Here is a 25,079-nt window from a genome sequence, read left to right as displayed (position 1 = left end):
CGCGGCGGGGCGGCAACGCCCCGCACGGACCCATTGCATGTCAGATCCTCAATTCTTCCCGATCGCGACCTCGCTAAGCTACGGCGAGGTCGCTGCCATTTCAGGGGTTGCTCTTCCCGATGGGGTGGAGTCCACGCGGCTCGTTACCGGAGCGGCCGCGCTCGAGGCCGCCGGGCCCGGCGACATCGCCTATATGGACAACCCCAAATATACGGATGCGCTGGCGGCGACGTCGGCGGGGCTGTGCCTCGTCTCTTCTCGCTTTGCCGCCCGCGTTCCCACGGGCACCGTCGCACTCGTCTCGCCCGCGCCCTACCATGCCTTTGCCAGGATCATGGCGCGCTTCTATCCCGAAGCACTCAAGCCTCGCTCGGTATTCGGCTCGCAAGGCGTCGCGCCGGGGGCTTTCGTCCACGCCACGGCAAGGATCGAGGATAACGTCACGATCGATCCGGGCGCCGTGGTCGGTCCCGGCGCCGAGATCGGCGCTGGTTCCGTGATCGCCTCGCATGCCGTGATCGGACCCCAGGTCCGCATCGGGCGTGATTGTGCGATCGGTGCCGGCAGCACCTTGCAATCGGCCTTGGTCGGAAACCGGGTCATCATTCACCCGGGTGTCCGGATCGGCCAGGACGGTTTTGGTTTCGCCATGAGCCCCAAGGGCCATATGAAAGTGCCGCAGATCGGGCGGGTCATCATCCAGGATGATGTCGAGATCGGCGCCAATAGCTGCATCGACCGGGGCGCCAGCCGCGATACCGTCATCGGTGAAGGCACCAAGATCGATAATCTTGTTCAGATCGGTCATAACTGCGTCATCGGCCGCCATTGCGTGATCGTTTCGCAGGTCGGCATTGCCGGCTCTTCGACCTTGGAAGATTTCGTCGTACTTGGTGGCCAGGTTGGCCTGGCCGGCCATCTGACGGTCGGGATGGGCGCACAGGTTGCCGCCCAAAGCGGCGTCACGGGCGACATCCCTCGAGGCGCGCGCTATGGCGGCTCTCCCGCGCAGCCGGCTCTCAGCTGGGCGCGCGAAACAGCGCTCCTCAAATCTCTTGTCGCAAAGCGCGGCAAGACCTCGGGTGGTTCGGAGAGCTGACGATACACGAGAGCGCGGGGCAGCCGTCGCAGGGCGTACGAAGAACGGGGCCTTGTGTCGAATTCGCTTGATCGTTCGGTACGATTTCCGGCAAACGGGCATAGAAGCTGACAGGACCTCGGCACCAGCCGTAAGGTCCTGTTCCGGCATCGGTTTAAACGATACAACTTTGCGGGCGAAGCCGGCAGGCCTGCGCGGGAGACGGGAGAGCATGACCGACGCGACGACATCGCTGGGTGTGGCCGATATTCAGAAGATCATGGCCTGCATTCCCCACCGCTATCCGTTTCTTCTCGTCGACCGTGTCATCGAGATGAATGGCGACGAGTCTGGCATTGGCATCAAGAACGTCACCGCCAACGAGCCCCAGTTCACCGGTCATTTTCCGGGCCGTCCGGTCTTTCCAGGCGTGTTGATGATCGAGGCCATGGCGCAGACCGCCGGCGTGCTTGTCGTCAGCGCGCGCGGCATCGATGAGGAAGCGGTGCAGTCCGTCCTCTTCACCACGATCGACAAGGCCAAGTTCCGCAAGCCGGTCGTGCCGGGCGATACCTTGCGTTTTCACCTCACCAAGGTCGCGCGCAAGCGCAATATCTGGTTCTACCGCGGTGAGGCGAAGGTCGACGGCGTGCTCGTCGCCGAGGCCGAGATCTCCGCGATGGTGGCGTAAGCCCGCCGCCTTCCGTCGAAATCAGGACAGATCTTACATGAGTGCGACTATCCATCCGATGTCGGTCGTCGATCCGGCTGCGCAGCTGGGCGAGGGGGTCGTTATCGGTCCATTCTGCACGGTCGGCCCCAATGTCGTTCTCGGGGACGGTGTGGAACTGGTCAGCCATGCCGCGATCGCTGGCCGAACCACGATCGGACCGCGTACCAGAATCTACCCCTTCGCCTCCATCGGCCATCCGCCGCAGGACCTCAAATATCACGGCGAGCCGTCGACGCTGACGATTGGCGCGGATTGCATGATCCGCGAAGGCGTGACCATGAATCCGGGCACCGAAGGCGGCGGCATGAAGACCGTCGTCGGCGATCGCTGCCTGTTCCTTGCCAATTCGCATGTCGCGCACGACAACGAGATCGGCAACAACGTCATCTTTTCGAACAACGTGATGAGCGCCGGCCATGTCAAGGTTGGCGACTATGTCATCGTCAGTGGCGGGACCGGGCTCCATCAATTCGTACGCATCGGGGAGCATGCGTTCATCGGCGGCGGCGCTGGCGTGATGAATGATGTCATACCCTTCGGCATGGTGCGGGATAATCCTGCGCATCTGGCCGGGCTCAATCTGGTCGGGCTGAAGCGGCGTGGTTTCTCGCGCGAGCAGATTCATGAGCTGCGTCGCGCCTATCGCCTGCTCTTTGCCGATGAAGGCACCCTGGCCGAGCGTGTCGAGGATGTGGCGGCGGAATTTGCCTCGCACCCGCTGATGCTCGAGATCCTCGATTTCATCCGCTCGGGCAGCGACCGCGCCATCTGCATTCCGCGCGACGTCAACGCGCCCGACCGGTGAGCACGGGCAGCGACGCAGCGACTGGCGCCTTTCCTCTCGCCATCATCGCCGGAGGCGGCGAATACCCGCCGCACCTGGCCCGTCTGGCGACGGCGCGAGGGCACCAGCTCTACATCGCGGCGATCGACGGCGCAGCCAACCCGAGCGATTTCGACCCTGAATCCTCGCGTGTCTATCGCCTGGGGCAGCTCGGGCGACTGCTCGACGAACTCAAGCGACGCGGGATCGTCGACATCGTCATGATCGGCGCGTTGCCGCGGCCGAGCTTTGGCTCGCTGATGCCTGAGCCTTCGACGCTGAAGTACCTGCCTCACTTCGCTCGCGCCTTTCGCGGCGGAGACGATCATTTGCTCAAGGGCGTGGTCCAGTTCTTCGAGGGGCGGGGTTTTCGCGTTCACGGTCCAGCCGAGATCGCTCCGGGCTTGACCGCGCCGCTCGGTCCACTGGGGCGCCGCAGCGCCTCCGCGGTGGCGCGCGATGGCATCGAACATGGCTTCTCCTTGCTGGCGGCTTTGTCGCCCTTCGATGTCGGTCAGGCCGCGATCGTTGCGGATCACCGTATCGTAGCGATTGAGGCTGCGGAGGGCACCGATGCCATGATCAGGCGCGTCGCCGATCTTGTCAGCGCAGGGCGCCTCAAGATCGACAAGGGCGATGGCGTTCTGGTCAAGGCCCCCAAGGATGGCCAGGACCTGCGCGTCGACATGCCGGCCGTCGGACCTGAAACCCTGCGGAACGCGGCCAGGGCCGGACTCTCCGGCATCGCGCTACGCGCCGGCAACGTGCTTGTCGGAGACAGCGCCCGGCTTGGCGCACTGGCCGACGAGCTTGGCCTGTTCGTCGAGGGCGTCGCGTGAGCCGGCCCTTCCGGCTCGCCATCATTGCGGGCGAGGCGTCTGGCGACGCTCTGGCGCTACGTTTTCTCACCGCCCTGCGGCAGCGGTTGGGTGATCGCCCTCTCGAGATCGTGGGTGTCGGCGGCGAGAGCCTGATCGCGCAGGGGCTGCAGCCGCTCTTTCCCCAATCCGATATCGCGGTGATGGGGTTTGGTCCGGTCTTGGCGAGACTACCCCTGCTGCTCCGGCGCATGTCCGATGGCGCCAAAGGCGTCGTTGCCTTCGCGCCTGATCTGCTGCTCACCATCGACAGCCCGGATTTCTCGCTGCGTGTCGCGCAAAAGGTTCGGCGGGCATCGCCAGGGATTCCGATTGCGCATTGGGTTTGCCCCAGCGTCTGGGCCTGGCGTTCGGGCCGCGCCCGCAGGATGGCGCCCCATGTCGATCGCATCCTGGCGCTGCTGCCCTTCGAGCCGGCCGCGCTCGAAAGGCTGGGAGGCCCGAAGACGATCTATGTCGGTCACCCCTTGATCGAGCGGCTCGCCGAGTTGCGGCCAAACGACGAGGAGCAGGCGCGGCGCAACGACCCCTCAACGCCCAGCATCCTCGTCCTCCCCGGCAGCCGTCGTTCGGAAATCAACCACCTCATGCCGGCTTTCGGCGAGACGGTCTCACTGATCGCGGACAAGGTACCCGGCGCGCGCTTTGTGCTGCCGGCCGTGCCGCATCTTCGCGGCATGATTGAAGAGGCTGCCTCGACCTGGCCGGTGAAGCCACATCTCGTCGATGGCGAAGACGCCAAGCTCGCAGCTTTTCGCACAGCGCGCGCAGCACTCGCGGCCTCCGGGACAGTGACACTCGAACTTGCCCTGGCACAGGTGCCACTGGTCGCAGCCTATCGCGGCGCGGCCTGGGAAGCGATGCTGGCGCGCAGGCTGATCAAGCTGTCGACGGTGATCCTGCCCAATCTGGTTGTCGGCGCGCGCATCGTTCCCGAGTTCATCCAGGATGATGCTTCGCCCGAAGTACTCAGTGCAGCCTTGCTGGCGGTCCTGGGCGACGGCCCTGCGCGCAGCGCCCAGCTTGCCGGATTCGCTGATGTCGAGCGCATCATGAAATCGGCCGGAGCGAGCCCGGCCGAGAACGCGGTCCATGCCGCTCTGGGGCTGCTGGCGGCCTGATCAGCTCGGTGCAGCACTCATTCGAGCGCCGCACCGGATGCCTTGGCGATGGGCCCCCATTTCGCGAATTCGACCTTGACGTGTTCACCCAGGGCCTCGGGCGTCGAGCCGACGATGACGGCGCTGACATCGTTCAGGCGTTGCTTCACATTGGGGTCGGTCAGGGCCTTGTTGGCCTCGGTGTTGAGGCGTTCAACGACCGCCCTTGGCATATTGGCCGGACCGAACAATGCGTTCCACGTATAGGTTTCGTAGCCGGCAAGACCACCTTCGGCGATGGTCGGTATCTCCGGGAATGATGGCACGCGCTCCTTCGTGGTGACGCCGATTGCACGGAGCTGGCCGCTGCGAATGAACTGCGCGGAGGAGGGCAGGTTATCGAACATGATCGGCACAGCGCCCGCCACGACATCGTTGAGTGCCGGACCGGCGCCGCGATAGGGGACGTGGTTCATGCTCACGCCGCCGAGCGACTTGAAGAGCTCTCCCGAAAGATGCAGTGGCGTGCCCACACCTGATGAGGCGTAGGAGTACTTGCCGGGATTGTCCTTCAGGACCCTGATGACCTCCTGGACCGTCTTGGCCGGAAAGCTCGGATGCACGACCATGACATTGGGCACGACGGCCAGCAGGGAGATCGGCGTGAAATCCTTGACCGGATCGAATGTCACCACCTTGAGGATCGCGGGATTGAGGGCATGGGTCGAGATCGTGCCCATCAGGATCGTGTAGCCGTCGGGTGCAGCGCGGGCGACCGCGGTCGAGCCGACATTGCCGCCTGCGCCGGCGCGGTTCTCGATCACCACTTGCTGGCCGAGCGACTCCGCCATCTTCGCCCCGACGAGGCGGGCGACGATATCTGTCGAGCCGCCGGCGGCGAAGGGCACGACGAGCATGATCGGCCGGGTCGGGAAGTTCTGGGCCCGCGCGGGCAAGCTGCCGGCCACGAGGGCGGATGCCCCGGCCCCAGCCATGAAAGCGCGGCGGTTCGGTGTCATGAGGCGGTCCATCTGGCGTTTCCCATCATTGCTCTGCGGACGGCAGATTATGGCGGCGCACCATATGATAAACCCCACCGGATTGTTAAATCCGGTGGGGTTCGACCTTCGTCATGAAGGCTGTGTCAGGTCGTTCTCAGCGGCGGCCGATCGGCGTGTAATCGCGCTTCGGCGAGCCGGTATAGAGCTGGCGCGGGCGGCCGATCCGCTGGGACGGATCCTCGATCATTTCCTTCCACTGCGCGATCCAGCCGACGGTGCGGGCGAGAGCGAAGAGCGCGGTGAACATCGAGGTTGGGAAGCCCATCGCCTTCAGGGTGATGCCCGAATAGAAGTCGATGTTCGGATAGAGCTTCTTCTCGATGAAGTAGCTGTCGCTGAGCGCGATGCGCTCGAGCTCGATCGCGACGTCGAGCAGCGGGTCGTCCTTGATGCCGAGCTCGTTCAGCACTTCATGCGACGTCTTCTGCATGATCTTGGCGCGCGGATCGTAGTTCTTGTAGACGCGGTGCCCGAAACCCATCAGGCGGAACGGATCGTTCTTGTCCTTCGCCTTGGCGATGTATTTCGGGATGTTGTCGACCGAGCCGATCTCCTCAAGCATCTTGAGGGCTGCCTCGTTGGCGCCGCCATGCGCGGGGCCCCAGAGGCAGGCGATGCCGGCTGCGATGCAGGCGAAGGGATTGGCGCCCGAGGAACCGGCGAGACGCACCGTAGAGGTCGAGGCGTTCTGCTCATGGTCGGCGTGCAGGATGAAGATGCGGTCAAGCGCGCGCGACAGCACCGGATTGACCTTGTACTCCTCTGCCGGCACCGCGAAGCACATGCGCAGGAAATTCGAGGTGTAGTCCAGCGAGTTCAGCGGATACACGAAAGGCTGGCCGATCGTGTACTTGTAGGCCATCGCGGCCAGCGTCGGCAGCTTGGCGATCATCCGCATCGACGCGATCATGCGCTGCTGCGGGTCCGAGATGTCGGTCGAGTCGTGATAGAAGGCCGACATCGCGCCGACCGAGGCCACCAGCACCGCCATCGGATGCGCGTCGCGGCGGAAGCCCTGGAAGAAGCGGGCCATCTGCTCGTGCACCATGGTGTGGCGCGTCACGCGGTAGTCGAAATCCGCCTTCTGTGCCGCCGTCGGCAGATCGCCGTAAAGCAGGAGATAGCAGGTTTCGAGAAAGTCGCCATGCTCGGCAAGCTGCTCGATCGGGTAGCCACGATGGAGCAGAACGCCCTCGTCGCCGTCGATATAGGTGATCTCCGACTCGCAGCTCGCGGTCGAGGTGAAGCCGGGATCATAGGTGAACATCCCGGTTTGTGCGTAGAGCTTGCTGATATCGATGACGGAAGGGCCGATCGATCCGGTCTTGACCGTCAGGTCGACGGTCTTGCCGCCCACACTCAGCTGGCTGTTGGTTCCGCTCATCGATACCGATCCTTTCAGGCTCGCTGCTGATCAATCTTCGTTCCATCCGAGCCGGCACGAAAGGATACCGGAGCGGCAATCATCCCCCGAGTGGCTCTGCGTAACGGCCATGTGACGGGATTGCTGGCACGGGAAGGTACATCCGACTGATATTAAAGCAATATTCATACCGGGGCGCCGCTTCGGACGCCCCCGGCATATGCGGCGTCACTAGCCCATTTGCCCCAGGGGTTCAACCAATCACAAAGGCGGGGCTGCCCCGCCTTTGATCACGTTTGATCGCCTAGGCGAGCGAGCGTTTCCTCGCGGCCGAGCACCGCCATCACATCGAACAGACCGGGCGACTGGCTGCGCCCGGTGAGGGCGGCCCGCAGCGGCTGCGCCACCTGTCCAAGCTTGAGTGCCTGCTCCTCGGCGAAGGAGCGGACCGCGGCCTCGAGTGGTGCCGGCGCCCAGTCGTTCACTGCGGCAAGCTTCTCTGCCAGGTCGGGCATGCGCTGGCGTGCGCCATCGTCCAGCAGCGTCGCCGCCTTTTGATCGAGGGCGAGCGGACGCTTGGCGAAGAGATAGGAGGCGCTGTCGAGCAGCTCGATCAGTGTCTTGGCACGCTCCTTCAGTCCCGGCATCGCTGCAAGCAGCTTGGCTTCGAGAGTCGGATCGAGCTCCGGACCGAGGCCGTGCGCGGGGCCGATTTCTGGGAGGATCCCCTTTAGTGCATCGAGCAGGTCACGATCATTGGCCTGACGCATGTAGAGCCCGTTCAGGCTCTCCAGCTTGGCGTAGTCGAAGCGAGCCGGCGAGCGGCCGATCGAGGAAAGATTGAACAGCGAGACCATCTCCTGCGTCGAGAAGATTTCCTGGTCGCCATGGCTCCAGCCGAGACGGAGCAGGTAGTTGCGCAGGGCCACCGGCAGATAGCCCATGGAGCGATAGGCATCGACGCCAAGCGCGCCATGACGTTTGGAGAGCTTCGCGCCGTCCGCCCCGTGGATCAGCGGGATATGCGACATGCTTGGCACCCGCCAGCCCATCGCCTGGTAGATCTGGGTCTGACGGGCGGCGTTGGTGAGATGGTCGTCACCACGGATGACATGGGTCACCGCCATGTCATGGTCGTCCACGACGACAGCGAGCATATAGGTCGGGTTGCCGTCGGAGCGCAGCAGCACGAGGTCGTCGAGATTCTCGTTCTGCCAGACGACGCGGCCCTGCACCTCGTCCTCGACCACAGTCTCGCCGGTCTGCGGCGCGCGCAGGCGGATGACCGGCTTCACGCCCGCCGGAGCGGTCGCCGGATCGCGGTCGCGCCAGCGTCCGTCATAGCGCATGGGACGGCCCTCAGCGCGCGCCTTTTCGCGCATCTCCTCGAGTTCCTGGGGCGTCGCATAGCAATAATAGGCCTTGCCCGCCGCGAGCATCTGCTCGGCGACCTCGCGATGCCGGGCCGCACGGGCGAACTGGTAGACGGTCTCGCCGTCCCAATCGAGGCCGAGCCAGGACAGACCGTCGAGAATCGCCGCGATGGCCGGCTCGGTCGAGCGTTCGCGGTCGGTGTCCTCGATGCGCAGCAGCATCTTGCCGCCATGGCGACGGGCATAAAGCCAGTTGAACAGCGCGGTACGCGCGCCGCCGATATGCAGGAATCCGGTTGGAGACGGCGCGAAGCGCGTAACGACCGCATCACTCATGAAAGGCAGGCTCCGGCAGGACGGAAAATGAGGCCGACAGAGCGGCAGAGGAACGAGACGTCGATGGGACATGACAACCGACGCGGCCCCTGTAACATGCTGATGGGGCCGACGTTAAGCGCAAGATCGCATCCGGATGGCTGCCGGAGGAACGGCCTATGCCCGAGGCGCCGCCAGACTCGAGCCGGCTTCGCGGTGCGCGTGTTCGCGCCGTACCACTCCGCATACCGAAGATGCGGTTTCAGGACGCTGCCATTCGATTGCTTCTCGCCGAATGGCGCACGCGTCTCGTGGGCGCGATCGCGATCGAGGCCGGACGCAGGCGGCTGTTTCTCTGGCTGCCGGTGCTGATGGGAGCCGGTATCCTGCTCTATTTCGCGGCTGACCGCGAGCCATCCCCCTGGGTCCCGCTCTCCGGCTTTGGCATCTCCGCTGTGATGGCTGCGCTGTCGCGCCCGCGGCGCTCGGTCATGCTGGTTTGCGTCGCCCTTGCTGCCATTTTCGCTGGATTCGGTGCCGCGGCCTGGCGCACGGCGACGATCGCAGCACCGATGCTCGATCGGACACGCGTGGGACAGCTCACCGGCTTTGTCGAATCGGTCGAGACACGTGATGTCGGCGCACGCCTTGTGATCCTGGTGACCGGCATTGCCGGGGTGGAGCCTGAGCGCCTGCCGCAGCGGGTTCGCGTCAATGTCAGGGGTGGCTCGGTTTCGCCGGGTGATCATATTGCCGCTGTCGCGCGCCTCCTGCCGCCGCCCGGTCCAGTGCGCCCGGGTGGCTACGATTTCGGGCGCGACGCCTTCTTCCGAGGACTTGGCGCGGTCGGTACCATTCCCGGAAAGATCACGCTCGCCCCACCGCCCTCGCAGCCGCCGCTCGAGCTTCAGATTCGCGCGATGGTCGACCGGGCGCGCAATGCCCTGACGGAGCGCATCGCCGGAATCGGGGGAGGGCAGGCCGGCGCGATGGCGGCGTCGCTGGTCACCGGCAAGCGAGGCCTCATCACAGAGGCCACCAATATCGATCTGCGCGCGGCCGGCATCTACCATATCATCTCGATCTCCGGCCTTCACATGGTGCTGGCCGCCGGTACGATCTTCGGCCTGGTCCGTGGCCTGCTGGCGCTGTCGCAAACGCTGGCATTGCGCTGGCCGGTGAAGAAGCTCGCCGCTCTTGCCGCGATGCTCGGCGCCACGGCCTATTGCATCTTCTCGGGAGCCGAGGTCGCGACGGTGCGCTCGCTGATCATGACGTTGGTCATGCTCGGTGCGATCCTCGTCGATCGCCCGGCGCTCAGCATGCGCAACCTGGCTCTTGCCGCGATGATCGTTCTGCTGCGCGAGCCTGACGCGCTGCTCGGTCCGAGCTTCCAGATGTCCTTTGGTGCTGTCGCGGCACTGATCGCCTTCGCCGAGCGCTGGGAGGATCGCGGCCATACCGAAGCGCCAGCGAACCTGCCTTGGCCGCTACGGCCGATCTGGATCGCGGTGGTCGGGCTCACGGTCACGACCCTGCTGGCGACGGTAGCAACCGCGCCTTTCGGTGCCTATCACTTCCAGACCTTCAACCCCTTCGGCCTGCTCGGCAATGCGCTCGCCTTGCCCTTCGTTTCACTGATCGTCATGCCTGCCGCAGTCTTCGGCGTGCTCGCCTATCCCTTCGGCTTGGATTGGCTGGCTTGGGCGCTGATGGGAGCCGCTTCGGACTATGTGCTGCAGTTGGCGCGCTGGGTTGCGGGTTTCGATCACTCCGCGGTGATCATTCCTGCGTTCGGGACGGCGGCGCTCGCATGCTTTGCCGCCGCGCTTCTCTGGATCACCCTCTGGACGACACCGCTGCGCTTCCTGGCAGCCGTCCCCCTGGTCGCGGGACTGCTCGTGGCGGCAAAACCCGAGAGGCCCGATATCCTGATTGAACGCGATGGTTCCGGCATCCTGGTCCGCGGCGTCGACAATCGCATGACCCTGGCCGGTCAACCGAGCCGCTTCGTGCTGCAACAATGGCTGAACGCAGATGGCGATAATCGCCGGCCTGACGACAACAGCCTGCGGGACGGCGCAGCCTGCGACACGCTGGGTTGCGTCGTCCGCAGCAAGGATGGACGGAGCGTCGCCTATGCACGAGATCGCCTGGCCATCGTCGAGGACTGCCGGCGCGCCGATCTCGTCATCACGCCGATCCCCTGGACCGCCCCTTGCGCAGCACGGTTGATTGACCGCCTGGCATTGGCGCGCGATGGCGCGACGGCCCTTGTCAGCCACAATGGCGGCTGGCGCACCCATCTATCCGAGCAGGATGGCGTTGACCGCCCCTGGAGCCGCAAGCGGGTGCGGTCTGCCACCACTCAGCCGGAACCTTCGCCGGCACTGCCGCCTGTGGCAGTGGAAGATCTCGAGCCGCTTCAGTAGCGCCGCATCAGGTTGACCAGGCGGCCCTGAATCTTGACACGGTCGGGTCCGAGCACCCTTGTTTCATAGGCAGGATTGGCGGCTTCGAGAGCGATCGAGGAGCCGCGCTTGCGCAGTCGCTTCAGCGTCGCCTCTTCGTCATCGATCAGCGCCACGACAATATCGCCGGTATTGGCCGTGTCCTGACGTTTGATCACCACCGTATCACCGTCGAGAATACCGGCTTCCACCATCGAGTCGCCGCGAACCTCGAGAGCAAAATGTTCGCCGGGGCCAAGCATGTCGGCAGGCAGCGCCACACTATGGCTGCGGTTTTGGATGGCGGAAATCGGTGTACCGGCGGCAATCCGCCCCATGACCGGAATCGCGACTGTGGAGCGCACATCCTCTTCCGGTGGCGGCGCGATCGGCCGGACCTTGCCAAGGCCACCCTGGACGACCGAAGGACTGAACCGTCCGCGCGTCGCCTGAGGGCCACCCGCACCCTCGGGCAGCTTAATGATCTCGAGCGCTCGAGCTCGGTTCGGAAGGCGGCGAATGAAGCCGCGCTCCTCCAGCGCCATGATCAGGCGATGGATACCGGACTTGGAGCGCAGATCGAGCGCGTCCTTCATCTCGTCAAAGGAGGGCGGCACCCCTGTCTCGCGCAGGCGTTCCTGGATGAAACGAAGCAGTTCGAACTGTTTGCGTGTCAGCATGGTCCCCGCCGGCGCCCTTTGCACGGAATCGAAACAAAGCACGAACACCATACAGGTTCGCGTTGTGTTCCGCAAGCACGCTCAACGCAGGCGGAGAATCCGGCAGCCGTCACCTTTATTTGCCGGCACAGCAAAAGCCTCACGGATCAGTAGCGCGTCTGCGCGGGCAAGAGTGGCCAGCATCGACGAATCCTGCTTGGCGAACGGCGTTGCCAGCCAACCCTCAGGGGTGAGGGTCAGTTGGGATCTCATATAGTCCCGCCGCTCATCATTTGCCGGCAAATCTCTTCCGACGATCGCAGGTTCGCTGAGCTCGCGTTCCGGTTCCGGCACACCGAGCAGGGCCCTGAGCAGCGGCACGACGAAGAGATGCCCGCAGACGATGGAGGCGACGGGGTTCCCGGGCAGGCCGAGAGCAACCATGCGGCCGAGGCGGCCCATCATCATCGGCTTGCCCGGCCGCATGGCGATCTTCCAGAAACCGAGCGCCATGCCTTGCCCGATCAGCGCTGCCTGGACGAGGTCGTGTTCGCCCACCGAGGCTCCCCCCAGCGTGATCAGAACATCGGCGTCAGCCTTGCGTGCCCGGCCAATCTTGTCGGCCAGGTCGGCATGATCATCGCGGGCGATCCCGAGATCGAGCGCTATGCCGCCGGTCTGCTCGACCAGCGCGGCGAGCGCAAAACTGTTGGACGCGACGATCTGGTCGGGCCCGACCGGCTCGCCCGGCTGGACCAGTTCGTCGCCGGTCGCGAGGATGGCGACCAGTGGCTTGCGACGGACGGCGAGTGTGGGGTGGCCCATTGCCGCAGCGAGGCCGAGGCTCGCACTGTCGAGCCGGCTGCCGGCAAGAAGCAGCACCTCGCCCTCGCGAAAGTCCAATCCCGCCTGACGAACGAACTTGCCGCGCTCGGCGCCCTCGCGCACGCGAATCGTCGTGCTGCCGACGCCGTCGGCATTCTCCTGGATCAGGATCGTGTCGGCGCCGTCCGGAACCGGAGCGCCCGTGAAGATGCGGACCGCCTCGTTGGAGCGGACCATCCCTGAGAAGGAACGCCCGGCAGCCGATTCCCCGATGACCCGTAATTCATTTGCCGGCGCAAGATCGTCCGCGCGAACTGCGTATCCGTCCATTGCGGAGTTGGCGAAGGGGGGCTGAGTCCGAAGCGCCTGCAGATCGGCAGCGAGCACGCGCCCTGCGCAATGGGCCAGCGGCAGGGGTTCGGATGGTGTCGGAGCCGGAACGCTGTCGATCAGCGCCTTCAGGGCGACGGGAACGGGCGTGAGGCTCATCGCACCGTTTCCGGAAGATCAAAGGTGCCGGATTTTCCGCCGGACTTATGGACGAGCCTGATGCCCTCGATCCGCATCGCCCGGTCGACCGCCTTGACCATATCGTAGACCGTGAGACAGGCGACGCCGACGGCGGTCAACGCCTCCATCTCGACGCCGGTCTGCCCCTTCATCTTGACCTCTGCGCTCACGCGCACCCCAGGCAATGCCTCGTCCAGGGTGAGGTCGACGCTGATCTTGCTGATCAGCAGAGGGTGACAGAGCGGGATCAGTTCATGCGTGCGCTTGGCGGCCATGATTCCGGCCAGGCGCGCTGTGCCAAGCACATCGCCCTTCTTGGCGTCGCCATCGCGCACGATCGCCAGGGTCGCGGGCTGCATGACGACAAAGCCCTCGGCGACGGCAACGCGCGAGGTCTCCTCCTTGTCGCCGACATCGACCATATGGGCCTGGCCGCTGGCGTCGAGATGGCTGAGTTTGCTCATGCTGCGCTACGCGCAGAACCGGTCAGGAGATCGCGGGTCGCAGCGGCGACATCGTCTTGTCGCATCAGGCTCTCGCCGACGAGGAAGGTGTTGACGCCGGCGCGCTGCAACCGTGCGATGTCGGCATGGCTGAAAATACCGCTCTCGCCAACGATGATGCGGTCGGCGGGCACGCGCGGTGCCAGTCGTTCGGTGACGGCGAGGTCTACGGCAAAGCTGCGCAGGTCGCGATTGTTGATGCCAAGCAGGTGGCCGTCGAGCTCGAGTGCACGATCGAGCTCGGCTTCGTTATGAACCTCGACCAGCACGTCGATGCCGAGTGACTTTGCCGTCTCGTTCAGTGTGCGGGCTGTCTCATCATCGACGCCAGCCATGATGATCAGGATACAGTCGGCCCCCCAGGCGCGAGCCTCGAAGACCTGATAGGGGTCGTAGAGGAAATCCTTGCGCAGGGCAGGCAGGCCGCTTGCCGCGCGCGCCTGCTGCAGGAACTCCGGCTGTCCCTGGAAAGAGGGCGCATCGGTCAGCACGGAAAGGCAGGCCGCGCCGCCTTCGGCATAAGCACGGGCCAGCGACGGCGGGTCGAAATCGGCGCGGATCAGCCCCTTGGACGGGCTCGCCTTCTTGATTTCGGCGATCAATGCAGGCTTGCCGGCTGCGTGTTTCGCGGCAAGCGCAGCCGTCAAGCTGCGCACGGGCCCCGCGGCCAGGGCGCGTCGCTCGATCTCTGCCGGGGGAACCGCCGCCTTGGCTGCGGCGATCTCCTGGCGCTTATAGGTCTCGATGCGGGAGAGAATGTCGGTCATGACGGCCTCACGCGTTCGAGCTGGCGATCAGCGCCGTCAGCGTCGCCTTGGCTTTGCCGCTGTCGATCGCCGAGGTCGCGCGGGCGAGGCCATCGCGCAGGTCGCCGGCCTCGCCGGCCACGACGAGCGCGGCTGCGGCATTGAAGGCGGCGATATCGCGGAAGGGCGTCTTCTTGCCGTCGAGAACGGCGCGGAGCGCCTCGGCATTCTGCGCCGGTTCACCGCCACGCAGATCCTCGGGCTTTGCACGGGCCAGGCCGACATCGTCCGGGCTGATCGAGAAACTCTCGATCTTGCCCTTGTCGAGCGCGATGACGCGGGTCGGCCCGGTGGTGGTGATCTCGTCAAGGCCGTCAGAACCGTTCACAGCCCAGATCCGTTCGGAGCCGAGCGCAGAGAGCACGCGCACCATCGGCTCGAGCCAGGTCTCGGAGAAGGCGCCGACGAGCTGCTTCTTGACTCCGGCCGGATTGGAGAGCGGCCCGAGCAGGTTGAAGATGGTGCGCGTTCCGAGTTCGGTGCGCACCGGCGCGACATGCCGCATCGAGGCGTGATGGGTCGGTGCGAACATGAAGCCGACGCCAGCCTCGGCGATGCAACGCTCCGTGCCCGCGGGCTCGAGCCCCACCTTGACGCCGAGCGCGGTGAGCACGTCGGCCGCTCCGGAGCGCGACGAGGCGGCGCGATTGCCGTGCTTGGCGACCGGCACGCCGCAGGCGGCGGTGATGATCGCGGCCAGCGTCGAGACATTATAGGAGCCCGAAGCATCGCCGCCGGTTCCGACGATGTCGATCGCGCTGGCCGGTGCTTTCACCGGCAGCATCTTGCCGCGCATCGCGCTGACCGCACCGGCGATCTCCTCGACGGTCTCGCCACGGACGCGCAGCGCCATCAGGAAGGCGGCTGCCTGCGCATTGGTGACCTCGCCGGACAGGATGGTGTCAAAGGCATCGCGCGCTTCCTCGCGGGAGAGCGATGCGCCGGTCGCCACCTTGGCGATGAAGGGTTTGAAATCGTCCATGGGTTCTTCGAAGTCAGGCTGTTTCGGAAAGTGCGGCGCGGTCCTGTGTCTGCGACCATCGTTCCGCCAGGCCCAGGAAATTGCGCAGGATCGTCGCACCATGTTCCGAGGCGATGCTCTCGGGATGAAACTGCACACCATGCACCGGCAAGGAGCGGTGTGAGAGCGCCATGATTTGCCCGTCTTCCGTCGCGGCTTCGATCTCGAGCTCTGTCGGGCAGCTTTCGCGTGCCACGATGAGGGAGTGGTAGCGCGTTGCCTGGATCGGCCCGTTGACGCCGTGAAAGAGGCCGCGAGCGTGATGGCTGATGGTCGAGATCTTGCCGTGCATCGGCAGCGGCGCGCGCACGATCTCGCCACCAAAGGCCTGCCCGATGGTCTGCAGGCCAAGGCAGACACCAAAGATCGGCTTCCTGTCGGCCCCCCGGCGCACGAGCTCAAGGCAGATGCCGGCCTCATTGGGAGTGCAGGGCCCCGGCGACAATACGATCGCATCATGCCCTCCGCCCAGCGCCTCTTCAGCGGTAAGGGCGTCGTTGCGGCGAACCTCGACCTCCGCCCCAAGCCCGCCGATCAGGTGGACCAGGTTCCAGGTGAAACTGTCGTAGTTGTCGATCAGCAGGATACGCATTGCCGCTAACGAGATCTCCGGTCGCGATGATGGCAAGGTGGTCATGCCCGTTCGGGGGGCAAGTGGTCAAGTTATTGTCGGAGCGTGGCTCCATCGCGATTGCGCTCGCGGGCGCGCTCGCGACAAGATGGTCGTGATGAGACCGCGCAATCTTGCGGGGAGCGTTCGGTGTGTGGAGCATGCGATGATGCGTCGGGCCAAGGCGACCAGGCATGTGCTGCTGGCCTCGGCGCTGCTCGGCCTGGCTGCATGCAATTCCGGGGAACGTCCGCAAGCTCTCCCCGCCGAAGGCCTGTCGACAGCCGAGGTTGTCGGCTTTGGCACGATCCGCTTCTGGGGTGATGCGGTCGTCCCCGCAACAAGCAAATATCTCGATATTCAGTACCGGCAGATCGCTGCTTCAGGCTGCGTAAAATGCCAGGCGGCGGCAACATTCCTCGCGATTTCGGGCGGAAGCGGAGAGGGGGCCTATGGCGCGGGTTTCCTGAAAGGCTGGAGTGCGCGCGGCGACAGGCCTCAGTTCGAGGTTGTCACCGGGGTCAGCACCGGCTCGCTCGCCGCGCCCTTTGCGTTCCTCGGCTCGCGCTATGACGGCGCCCTGGAGGAGATCTATACGCGATACGGCGATGACGAGCTCTTTCGCAGCAAAGGGGTCCTCGGACTGGTTGGCGAATCCCTCTACGACACGACGCCGCTGCGCCGCCTGATCGAACGCTATGCCACCCAGCAACTGCTCGATGAAATCGCCGCCGAGCATCGCAAGGGGCGCCGCTTGCTGGTCCAGTCCACCAATCTCGATGCACAGCGGCCGGTGATCTGGGACGTGGGCAGCATCGCCGCGAGTCAGCAACCGGGCCGACAGAAGCTTTTCGTCGACATCCTGCTTGCTTCAGCGGCCATACCGGCGGTCTTCCCGGCCGTGCGCCTCAATGTCGAGAGCAATGGCAAGGTCTTCGACGAGCTTCACGTCGACGGCGGCGTCACCTCGCAGATCTTCTTCGCCCCACCGGGCCTCGATCTCAACGGTGCTGCCCGCCGTAATCTCGGTCAGGAACGCAGTCTCGCGCTCTATGTCATTCGCAACGGCAAGCTGAAGCCGGAATACAAGGCCAGCACCCAGACCGTGGCGGGACTGGCCACACGCTCGATCTCGACGCTGGTGAAATACCAGGCGCTCGCCAACATCGCAGCAATCTCGGAGATGGCGAAGCGAATGCATGCGCGCTTCGCCTTCACCACCATTCCCGAGAGCTTTCAGGGCAACCAGCGCACCGAATTCGACACGGAGTATATGAAGGCCCTGTTCCAGCTCGGCTACGAGCAGGGTCGCAGCGGCAAGGCCTGGGAGACGCAGCCGCCGCTCTCGCCGACGCTGGCCGCGCGCTGATCGTCAGCCCGTATGCGTCCGGTCAGGGCACGTGGCGTTCCAGTGCCGGACATAGGTTGCAAGCGCGTTGGCGATGGCCGAGACCTCGCGCCCCGCGGCATCGATCCACGCCGGCGGCACTTCCGCCAGCCAGGAAGCCGGCAGGTCGGGATCGAGTGTCTTGCCTTCGATGCGCGTCATAGTGCCTTCCAGAAGATGTGTGCCTGGAAGCGTGAAGCTGGCGGGCAGGCGACCGGCCAGCGCCCTGTCGAAATAGAGACAGGCGTCGAAATCGATCGCGTGCAGCTTTCCACACACCCCGCGCAGGAGATTCGGATTCGAGCGCGGCCGGTCGACATTGTGCAGGAAGCAATCCGCCTCCGCGATCGTCAGGAGACTTGCCGTATCATCGAGGCCAAGGTCCACGGCTGCGACCGGCTCGGTATCCGGGATGAAGCCGACACCGAGATTCCAGCCAAAGCTACGCTGGATCATCTCGTCGAATTCGTCGGTGCCGACCATCCAGGGAAAGCCATGCGGCAGCAGCAGAGGCTTGGCGTCCGGGACCGGCGCGCCGAGCAGCTTGGCGAAGCGCAGGGCGAGATACTCGATCAGCAGGCCGCGAGGCCCTGGCCCGGCGCCGGCGAGCTTCAGCACATACAGCCTGCCGTCCGTCGTCCGAACCAAGCAGGGGCGCGTGCTCGCATGGCTGAAGACCCGCAGGATTTCGACGACCGTACCGGCCTCGCCGCCCCTGGGCTCCAGCAGGGCCACTATTGCCCCCGGCCGGCGCGTGCCGCGAAACGGATCGCTTCCTCAGCCGCCTTGAACAGGGCCTTGGCCTTGTTGATGCACTCGAGCTGCTCGGAGGCCGGATTCGAATCATAGACGATGCCGGCGCCGGCCTGGACATGCATGCGGCCGTCCTTCACCACGGCGGTGCGGAGCACGATGCAGGTATCCATCTCGCCATTGGCGCCGAAATAGCCGATGCAGCCGCCATAGGCGCCGCGTGCGTCATGTTCCATCTCATCGATGATCTCCATGGCACGCACCTTCGGCGCCCCGGAAACGGTGCCGGCCGGAAAGCCCGCGGAGAGCGCGGCCAGCGCATCATGCTGCGGGTCGATCGCTCCCTCGACATTGGAAACGATGTGCATGACCTGGCTGTAACGCTCGATGAAGAAGGAATCCGTGACCTTGACCGAGCCGATCCGCGCAACGCGGCCGACGTCATTGCGACCAAGATCGAGCAGCATCAGATGCTCGGCTCGTTCCTTGGGGTCGGCCAGCAGTTCCTCGGCGAGCGCCGCATCCTCTTCGATCGTCGCGCCGCGCCGCCGCGTGCCGGCGATCGGCCGGATGGTGACGGTATCGTCGCGCAGCCGCACCAGGATCTCGGGGCTCGAGCAGACGATCTGAAACTCTGCGAAGTCGAGATAGCACAGGAACGGCGCCGGGTTGACGCGCCGCAATGCCCGGTAGAGCGCAAAGGAGGGCAGGGCAAAGGGCGCCTCGAAACGCTGCGACAGCACGACCTGGAAGATATCGCCGGCGCGGATGTAATCCTGCGCCCTGGCCACCATGGCGTGAAACTCCGCCTCGGTCGTGTTGGAAACGATGTCGGGCTGCGGCAGCGCAGCAATATCGATGTCGGCTTCCGGTGGGAGAGGGCCCTCGAGAATATCAGTGACCCGGTCGAGCCGCTCCAGCGCCCGCTCGTGGGCGACACGTGCGGCAACGCCCGGTTGCAGGCGGACCGGCGTCACGAGATGGATCTCGTCGCGCACGGTATCAAACACCACCATCAGGGTAGGGCGAGTCAGGATCGCGTCGGGGACGCCGGTCCCGGTGTCCTTTGGCTGCGGCAGGCGCTCCATCAGCCGCACCATGTCGTAGCCGAGATAGCCGAAGACACCGGCTGCCATCGGGGGCAGGCCATCCTCGTCGGGGATGGCGCTCTCGGCGAGCAGAGCCCGCAGGCTCTCGAAGGCGGGGCGCGGATCGGCGACGAAGGCCTCGCCCAATGCCGGCCGGCAGAGCGAAGCCGCGCCGCGATGGCAGCGCCAGATCACGTCCGGCTCGATCCCGATCATCGAGTAACGCCCGCGTACGGCGCCGCCCTCGACTGATTCGAGCAGGAAGCTCGGGCCGAGAGTGGCGTGCCTCAGCTTCATGAAGGCGGCGACGGGCGTCTCGCAATCACCGACCAGGATCCGCCGCAGGAGCTGTGGCACTCCCGCGTCATACGCCTCCGCAAAGGAGGAGAGATCGGAGGGCGCAGACATCAGTTCTGCGCGCCGCCGGTGGCATTCCGGAAGGCCGTCTCGTTGACCGTGACGCCGAGATTGCTCTGCAGTTTCGCGACATACTGCGCGAGGATATCCTCGCTGACGCTGGAACCGAGCAGGCGGGCAAAATTCTCCGCCTCCTGCGTCGTGCGGGCATAGGGCGGCACGGTCGCGGAAACGACCTTGAAGAGCACGCGCCCGTTGTCGCCGGCGCCCAGGGCCGAGTTGCCCTTGCCGACGGGCGTTCCGAAGATCAGGCTGACGACATTGGCTGGCAGCTGCGGCTTCTGGTCCTGCCGGCCCAGATCCGCCGCCTGCTCGACAACCAGGCTGGCCGAGGCGGCCACGGCATCGAAGGCCTCGCCGGAATCGAGACGCTGCACGAGTTCGCGAGCCTTGGCGGAGAGCTTGCTGGCGACTTCGTCTGCCCGCCACTGACGCTCGACCTCGGCCTTGACCTCGTCAAAGGTCCGCTCGCGCGAGGGTTCGATCTTGGTCACATCGAACCAGACATAGCCCGTGTCGCGCGGCAGGCGAATGGCCTCGTTGTCGACGCCGATATCCGAGCGGAAGATTGCGGGAAGCGTGGCGTCGCCGCCAGGCAGGGGCTGCACCTGCGTGCCGTCCGGCTTGCCCAGGCTGGCATCGACCGGGCCGACCGTCAGCAGGGGCAGGTTGAACTCGCGCGCGATCTCGGCAAGCGGCTTGGCGGCAGCCCGCTGGTCCTCGATCCGGTCATGCAGGTCCGTGAGCTGGCTGGTGGCCCTGCTGGTCGCAACGTCCTTGCGCACCTCATCGGCTACTTCCTCGAACGGGCGCACCCGCTCGAGCTCGATCGTCGGGACGCGGAGCAGCACAGCGCCGAAGGCGCTTGCGACCGGCGCGCTGACGGCTCCCTGGGCAAGCGCGAACGCGGCCTCGCGCACAGCCGGATCGAAAACCTGATTGCGCGTGAAGGTGCCGAGCGTCAGGTCCTTCTCGGCGACATTGCGCGCCGCGGCGATCGCCTCGAACGCCTCGCCGGCATCGATCTTCGCCTTGGCAGCCTGCGCCTCCTCGGGATTCGGGAAGGTGATCTGCTGGATCGTGCGCTTCTCGGGCGAGCCAAAGCGCTGCGCCTTGACCTGCTCGTAGCGGGCCTTGGCCTCTTCGTCGGTGATCTTGCTCGGGTCGGCCAGCGCCTCGGCCGAGATCGTCAATATGTTGGCGCTGCGGAGCTCGGGAGCACGGAAGCTCGCCTTGCGTTCGTCGAAATAGCCCTTGAGCTGGGCCTCGGTCGGTGCCGCGATCTCACCGGCGGCAGCCGGCGGCAGCCTGGAGAATGTCACCGCGCGTCGCTCGTTGCGCAGGCGATGTCCGAGTTCCTGCAGCGCGACCGGAGCGGTCACGCCGCCGACCACCATCTCGGCGATCTGCTGGCGCAGGATCGTGGCCCGCTGCTCGCGCACATAATTCTGTTCGTTGAGCCCGTTCGAGCGCAGCAATTCGTTGAAGCGTGCCGGCGAGAAGTTGCCGGAGGCATCCCGGAAGACCGGGTCCTGGAAAATCAGGTTGCGGATGGTCTCGTCGGACACGGCAAGCCGCATCCGGCTCGCGGTCTGGTCGAGCACGGCCTCGGTAACGAGGCGCGAGAGCACCTGACGGTCGAGACCAAGCGCGCGCGCCATTTCGGGCGTGATCGAGCGGCGCTGCTGGCGTGTCAGGTTCTGGACTTCGTTCTGATAGGCCACGCGCATCTGCTCGAGGCCGATCTCGGTCTTCCCGACCTTGGCGACGGAATTTCGCCCGTAGCCCTGGAAAATGTCGCCGATGCCCCAGATCGCGAACGACAGGATCAGGAAGCCGAACATGATGGTGATGATGAGCTTGCCAAGGAAGCTCTGCCCCGCCATGCGGATGCGATGCATCATCATTTGGTGGTTCTTTCCCTCTCCGGCCGCGTGTCAGCGGCGCGAGCCTTCGCGTCGTTTCGGCGCTGCTTATAGGAACCGATCACGCCGCGGGCAATCTTCACCGTGCTCTTGCCGACCGATTGCGGCGCGTTGCGGGCATTGCTAGGAGCCCCCCAGGCGAGAAATCAGGAGGATCAAGGTGACGCGCAGCATCAAGCCGTTGGTGGCGGGCAATTGGAAGATGAACGGGCTCAAGGCCGAGCTTGCCATCGCAACCGAGGTAGCCAGGGGCTATGACCGGGAACTGAAGCACGCGGTCGATCTCGCCATCTGCCCGCCAGCGACGCTGCTCTTCACCATGACGGGCGTCTTGACCGGCTCGCGGATCGCCACGGGCGGCCAGGATTGCAGTGAGCAGGAAAGTGGCGCCTTCACCGGAGAGGTTTCTGCCGCCATGCTGGCCGATGCCGGGGCCGGCTATGCCATCGTCGGTCATTCCGAGCGTCGCACCCTCCACGGCGAGACCAACGTCGTCGTCAAGGCCAAGGCCGAGGCGGCGCAGCGGTCGCTGCTCGTCCCGGTCGTCTGCGTGGGCGAGATGCAGGCCGAGCGCGCAGCCGGCAAGGCGCTTGCCGTGGTCAGGAAACAGCTTCGCGGCTCGGTTCCCGATGCGTCGACGCTCTCGACCCTCGTCATCGCCTACGAGCCGGTATGGGCCATCGGCACAGGTCTGACCCCGACCGTTGCCGACGTGGCCGAGATGCACGAGGCGATCCGGATCGAACTCGGCAAGATGCTTGGCAAGGCCGCGGCCGCTGGTGTGCGGTTGCTCTATGGCGGATCGGTCAAGCCGTCCAACGCGGCCGAACTGATGAATGTTCCCCATGTCGACGGTGCGCTCGTCGGCGGCGCCAGCCTCAAGGCCGAGGATTTCCTCGGCATCGCGCGCGCCTGCCGCTGATCCTTGTCGCCGAGCTGGCGGGGGCATTGCACGAATGACGCAATTGCCGGGTGGTGCACCCGGCATCTGCGTGCTATGTGCGCCGCCGAGCCCGCAATCGGCGGACATGCGGCGCGGGGCACCTTGTGGCAGCCCGCGTCATACCTATTTCGTGGGATCATGCAGAACGTTCTCATCGTCATCCATCTGATCATCGTGATCGCGCTCGTCGGCGTGGTCCTGCTGCAGCGTTCCGAAGGCGGCGGCCTGGGCATGGGTTCGGGCGGTGGCGGTGGTGCCGGCGGCTTCATGACGGGCCGCGGCCAAGCCAATGCCCTGACCCGCGCGACGGCGATCCTGGCCGGGCTCTTCTTCCTGACCTCGATCGCGCTGGCGATCATGGCCACTCAGGGGCGGACGCAGCGCTCGATCATCGATGGCGCGCCGGGAACGACTGCTCCCGCGGCGCCGACCGGTCCAAGCGCTCCCAACGCCGGAGGCGGCGTGCTCGACCAGCTGCGCCAGATGCAGAATCAGGGCGGCTCGCAACCGCCGACGCCGCCGGCAGCGCCGCAGCAGTGATGAGGACGGGGCAGGGGCCGGGAAACCGGCCCTTCTCTTTTGGAGAAGAGCTGCCGGGAAACCGGCCCTTCTCTTTTGGGGGAGAGCTGGCGGAAGGCCGGCTCTTCTCTGTTGTGGACAAGCGTAAACAGCAAGGCGGGTCTGCAACGGCGCGCTTAGCGAATCGGAACCCTGGCGTTAAAGGTGATCTCCCATGACGCGGTACGTTTTCATCACCGGCGGCGTGGTATCCTCGCTTGGCAAAGGCCTCGCGGCGGCAGCTCTCGCAGCTCTCCTGCAGGCACGGGGCTATACGGTCCGCCTGCGCAAGCTTGATCCCTATCTGAATGTCGATCCGGGCACGATGAGCCCGTATCAGCATGGCGAGGTCTTCGTCACCGATGACGGAGCCGAGACCGATCTCGATCTCGGGCATTACGAGCGCTTCACCGGCAGGCCCTGCAACAAGGGTGACAACATCACCACCGGCCGCATCTATATGGACATCCTGACCAAGGAGCGCCGTGGTGACTATCTCGGAGCGACGATCCAGGTCGTTCCGCACGTCACCAACGCCATCAAGGAGTTTGTCCTCGCCGGCAACGAAGACTACGACTTCACGCTGGTCGAGATCGGCGGGACGGTGGGCGATATCGAGAGCCTGCCCTTCCTCGAATCCATTCGCCAGATCAGCCAGCAATTGCCGCGCGGGCAGTGCATCTTCACGCATCTCACGCTGCTGCCCTATATCCCGACGGCCGGGGAGCTAAAGACGAAGCCGACCCAGCATTCGGTTGCCGAGCTGCGGTCGATCGGCATCCAGGCCGATATCCTGCTCTGCCGCACCGACCGCGAAATCCCGCGCGAGGAACGCCGCAAGCTCGCTCTGTTCTGCAATGTCCGGGAAACCGCGGTGATTGAGGCCCGGGACGTTGCTTCGATCTATGACGTGCCGCTGTCCTATCACGCCGAAGGGCTCGACACCGAGGTCCTGGCGGCGTTCGGCCTGGACGCCGGCGAAGCGCCCGATCTGAGCAATTGGCGGCGCATTTCCGAGCGCGTGAAGAATCCCGAGGGCGAAGTCACGATCGCCATCGTCGGCAAGTACACCGGCATGAAGGACGCCTATAAGTCCCTCATCGAGGCCCTGATGCATGGCGGCATCGCCAACCGGGTCAAGGTCAATCTCGACTGGATCGAATCGGAGGTCTTCGAGAAGGAAGATCCGGCTCCCTTCCTGGAGCATGTCCATGGCATCCTGGTTCCCGGCGGCTTCGGACATCGCGGCGCCGAGGGCAAGATCAAGGCTGCGACCTTCGCCCGGCAGCGCAAGGTTCCCTATTTCGGCATCTGCTTCGGCATGCAGATGGCGGTAATCGAGGCCGCCCGTTCGCTCGCTCATATCAAGAAGGCCAATTCGACCGAGTTCGGCCCCACCGACGAGCCTGTCGTCGGCCTGATGACCGAATGGATGCGCGGCAACGATCTCGAGATGCGTGCGGCCGGTGGCGATCTGGGCGGCACGATGCGGCTCGGCGCCTACGCCTCGAAGCTCACCCCCGGCTCAAAGATAGCCGAAATCTACGGCTCGACCGAGATTTCCGAGCGCCACCGCCACCGCTACGAAGTCAATATGGGCTATCGTGAGCGGCTTGAGGCGAATGGCCTGAAGTTCTGTGGTGTTTCGCCGGACGGCCTTCTACCCGAGACGGTCGAGTATCCCGACCATCCCTGGTTCATCGGCGTGCAGTATCATCCCGAACTGAAGTCGCGGCCATTCGAGCCTCACCCGCTTTTCGCCAGCTTCGTCGAGGCGGCGGTGGTGCAGAGCCGCCTGGTTTGATCCAAGCCGGGCGGTGCGAGCTGCCCGCCTGATCACGTGCCGCGATACTTCCGACAAGCCGCTGGTGCAGCGCCGCCGGCGGACTATAGTCGCTTC

General features: G+C 65.2%; 22 protein-coding genes. 10 read left to right on the top strand and 12 right to left on the bottom strand.

Features of this window, described 5'->3' with window-relative positions; translation table 11 throughout:
• Positions 1-37: 37 nt before the first annotated feature.
• The 5 genes from lpxD to lpxB all read left to right on the top strand — a co-directional run bounded on the left by lpxD (position 38) and on the right by lpxB (position 4,633).
• Positions 38-1,099 carry a UDP-3-O-(3-hydroxymyristoyl)glucosamine N-acyltransferase gene (gene lpxD / locus FG93_RS17715; protein WP_043236704.1) on the top strand — a complete coding sequence of 354 codons (1,062 nt, stop codon included), beginning with the start codon at positions 38-40 and terminating at the stop codon, positions 1,097-1,099.
• Positions 1,100-1,310: 211 nt separating this feature from the next.
• Entirely contained in the window at positions 1,311-1,769 is a 459-nt protein-coding gene (gene fabZ / locus FG93_RS17710; protein ID WP_043236894.1) for a 3-hydroxyacyl-ACP dehydratase FabZ, read from the top strand.
• A gap of 37 nt (positions 1,770-1,806) precedes the next feature.
• Positions 1,807-2,616 (top strand): acyl-ACP--UDP-N-acetylglucosamine O-acyltransferase, encoded by an 810-nt coding sequence (gene lpxA / locus FG93_RS17705; protein WP_043236702.1) that lies wholly within the window; start codon positions 1,807-1,809, stop codon positions 2,614-2,616.
• Entirely contained in the window at positions 2,613-3,473 is an 861-nt protein-coding gene (locus tag FG93_RS17700; RefSeq protein WP_043236701.1) for an LpxI family protein, read from the top strand. Before lpxA ends, FG93_RS17700 begins: the two co-directional genes overlap by 4 nt.
• Complete coding sequence (gene lpxB, locus FG93_RS17695) at positions 3,470-4,633, top strand: lipid-A-disaccharide synthase (protein WP_043236700.1); 1,164 nt, start codon at positions 3,470-3,472, stop codon at positions 4,631-4,633. Before FG93_RS17700 ends, lpxB begins: the two co-directional genes overlap by 4 nt.
• A gap of 17 nt (positions 4,634-4,650) precedes the next feature.
• Here lpxB and FG93_RS17690 read toward each other — a convergent pair whose 3' ends face one another.
• From FG93_RS17690 to gltX, 3 genes are all read right to left on the bottom strand, one after another.
• Positions 4,651-5,607, bottom strand: a complete 957-nt coding sequence (locus tag FG93_RS17690) for a tripartite tricarboxylate transporter substrate binding protein (protein ID WP_244448649.1) — start codon at positions 5,605-5,607, stop codon at positions 4,651-4,653.
• A gap of 160 nt (positions 5,608-5,767) precedes the next feature.
• Positions 5,768-7,057, bottom strand: a complete 1,290-nt coding sequence (gltA, locus tag FG93_RS17685) for a citrate synthase (protein WP_043236698.1) — start codon at positions 7,055-7,057, stop codon at positions 5,768-5,770.
• Between the two features lie 269 nt (positions 7,058-7,326).
• Positions 7,327-8,745, bottom strand: a complete 1,419-nt coding sequence (gene gltX, locus FG93_RS17680) for a glutamate--tRNA ligase (RefSeq protein WP_043236697.1) — start codon at positions 8,743-8,745, stop codon at positions 7,327-7,329.
• A 233-nt stretch (positions 8,746-8,978) separates the two neighbouring features.
• Between gltX and FG93_RS17675 the strand changes: the two genes are divergently transcribed.
• Positions 8,979-11,156 (top strand): ComEC/Rec2 family competence protein, encoded by a 2,178-nt coding sequence (locus FG93_RS17675; RefSeq protein ID WP_052513898.1) that lies wholly within the window; start codon positions 8,979-8,981, stop codon positions 11,154-11,156.
• Here FG93_RS17675 and lexA read toward each other — a convergent pair.
• From lexA to FG93_RS17645, 6 genes are all read right to left on the bottom strand, one after another.
• Positions 11,150-11,854: a transcriptional repressor LexA gene (lexA, locus tag FG93_RS17670; RefSeq protein ID WP_043236890.1), complete on the bottom strand. Its 705-nt coding sequence runs from the start codon at positions 11,852-11,854 to the stop codon at positions 11,150-11,152. The two genes, FG93_RS17675 and lexA, sit on opposite strands and share 7 nt — an antisense overlap.
• An 81-nt stretch (positions 11,855-11,935) precedes the next feature.
• Positions 11,936-13,147, bottom strand: coding sequence for a gephyrin-like molybdotransferase Glp (gene glp / locus FG93_RS17665; protein WP_043236696.1), 1,212 nt, complete (start codon positions 13,145-13,147; stop codon positions 11,936-11,938).
• Positions 13,144-13,632 carry a cyclic pyranopterin monophosphate synthase MoaC gene (gene moaC, locus FG93_RS17660; protein WP_043236694.1) on the bottom strand — a complete coding sequence of 163 codons (489 nt, stop codon included), beginning with the start codon at positions 13,630-13,632 and terminating at the stop codon, positions 13,144-13,146. Before moaC ends, glp begins: the two co-directional genes overlap by 4 nt.
• Positions 13,629-14,438 carry an indole-3-glycerol phosphate synthase TrpC gene (trpC, locus tag FG93_RS17655; RefSeq protein WP_043236693.1) on the bottom strand — a complete coding sequence of 270 codons (810 nt, stop codon included), beginning with the start codon at positions 14,436-14,438 and terminating at the stop codon, positions 13,629-13,631. Before trpC ends, moaC begins: the two co-directional genes overlap by 4 nt.
• A gap of 7 nt (positions 14,439-14,445) precedes the next feature.
• Entirely contained in the window at positions 14,446-15,459 is a 1,014-nt protein-coding gene (gene trpD / locus FG93_RS17650) for an anthranilate phosphoribosyltransferase (protein WP_043236691.1), read from the bottom strand.
• Positions 15,460-15,472: 13 nt separating this feature from the next.
• Complete coding sequence (locus FG93_RS17645; protein ID WP_043236690.1) at positions 15,473-16,090, bottom strand: aminodeoxychorismate/anthranilate synthase component II; 618 nt, start codon at positions 16,088-16,090, stop codon at positions 15,473-15,475.
• A gap of 184 nt (positions 16,091-16,274) precedes the next feature.
• Between FG93_RS17645 and FG93_RS17640 the strand changes: the two genes are divergently transcribed.
• Positions 16,275-17,477, top strand: a complete 1,203-nt coding sequence (locus FG93_RS17640) for a patatin-like phospholipase family protein (protein WP_161783839.1) — start codon at positions 16,275-16,277, stop codon at positions 17,475-17,477.
• Positions 17,478-17,480: 3 nt separating this feature from the next.
• Here FG93_RS17640 and FG93_RS17635 read toward each other — a convergent pair whose 3' ends face one another.
• From FG93_RS17635 to FG93_RS17625, 3 genes are read right to left on the bottom strand one after another with little or no spacing between them, the layout of a single operon-like run.
• Positions 17,481-18,230: a HipA family kinase gene (locus FG93_RS17635; RefSeq protein ID WP_043236688.1), complete on the bottom strand. Its 750-nt coding sequence runs from the start codon at positions 18,228-18,230 to the stop codon at positions 17,481-17,483.
• Complete coding sequence (trpE, locus tag FG93_RS17630; RefSeq protein ID WP_043236686.1) at positions 18,230-19,744, bottom strand: anthranilate synthase component I; 1,515 nt, start codon at positions 19,742-19,744, stop codon at positions 18,230-18,232. The genes FG93_RS17635 and trpE overlap by 1 nt, the downstream gene beginning before the upstream one ends.
• On the bottom strand, positions 19,744-21,660 hold the full coding sequence (locus FG93_RS17625) for a peptidylprolyl isomerase (protein WP_244448645.1): 1,917 nt from the start codon (positions 21,658-21,660) through the stop codon (positions 19,744-19,746). Before FG93_RS17625 ends, trpE begins: the two co-directional genes overlap by 1 nt.
• A 178-nt stretch (positions 21,661-21,838) precedes the next feature.
• Between FG93_RS17625 and tpiA the strand changes: the two genes are divergently transcribed.
• The 3 genes from tpiA to FG93_RS17610 all read left to right on the top strand — a co-directional run bounded on the left by tpiA (position 21,839) and on the right by FG93_RS17610 (position 24,983).
• Positions 21,839-22,600 (top strand): triose-phosphate isomerase, encoded by a 762-nt coding sequence (gene tpiA / locus FG93_RS17620; protein ID WP_043236685.1) that lies wholly within the window; start codon positions 21,839-21,841, stop codon positions 22,598-22,600.
• Positions 22,601-22,759: 159 nt separating this feature from the next.
• A complete protein-coding gene (gene secG / locus FG93_RS17615; protein WP_043236683.1) occupies positions 22,760-23,161 on the top strand; it encodes a preprotein translocase subunit SecG in 402 nt (133 codons plus the stop codon).
• A gap of 193 nt (positions 23,162-23,354) precedes the next feature.
• Entirely contained in the window at positions 23,355-24,983 is a 1,629-nt protein-coding gene (locus FG93_RS17610; RefSeq protein ID WP_043236681.1) for a CTP synthase, read from the top strand.
• Positions 24,984-25,079: the final 96 nt, after the last annotated feature.

Origin of the sequence: Allobosea sp. LC85 (assembly GCF_000735605.1) — a bacterium.
Classification (GTDB): domain Bacteria; phylum Pseudomonadota; class Alphaproteobacteria; order Rhizobiales; family Beijerinckiaceae; genus Allobosea.
This window is presented reverse-complemented; position numbering and strand designations above follow the sequence as displayed.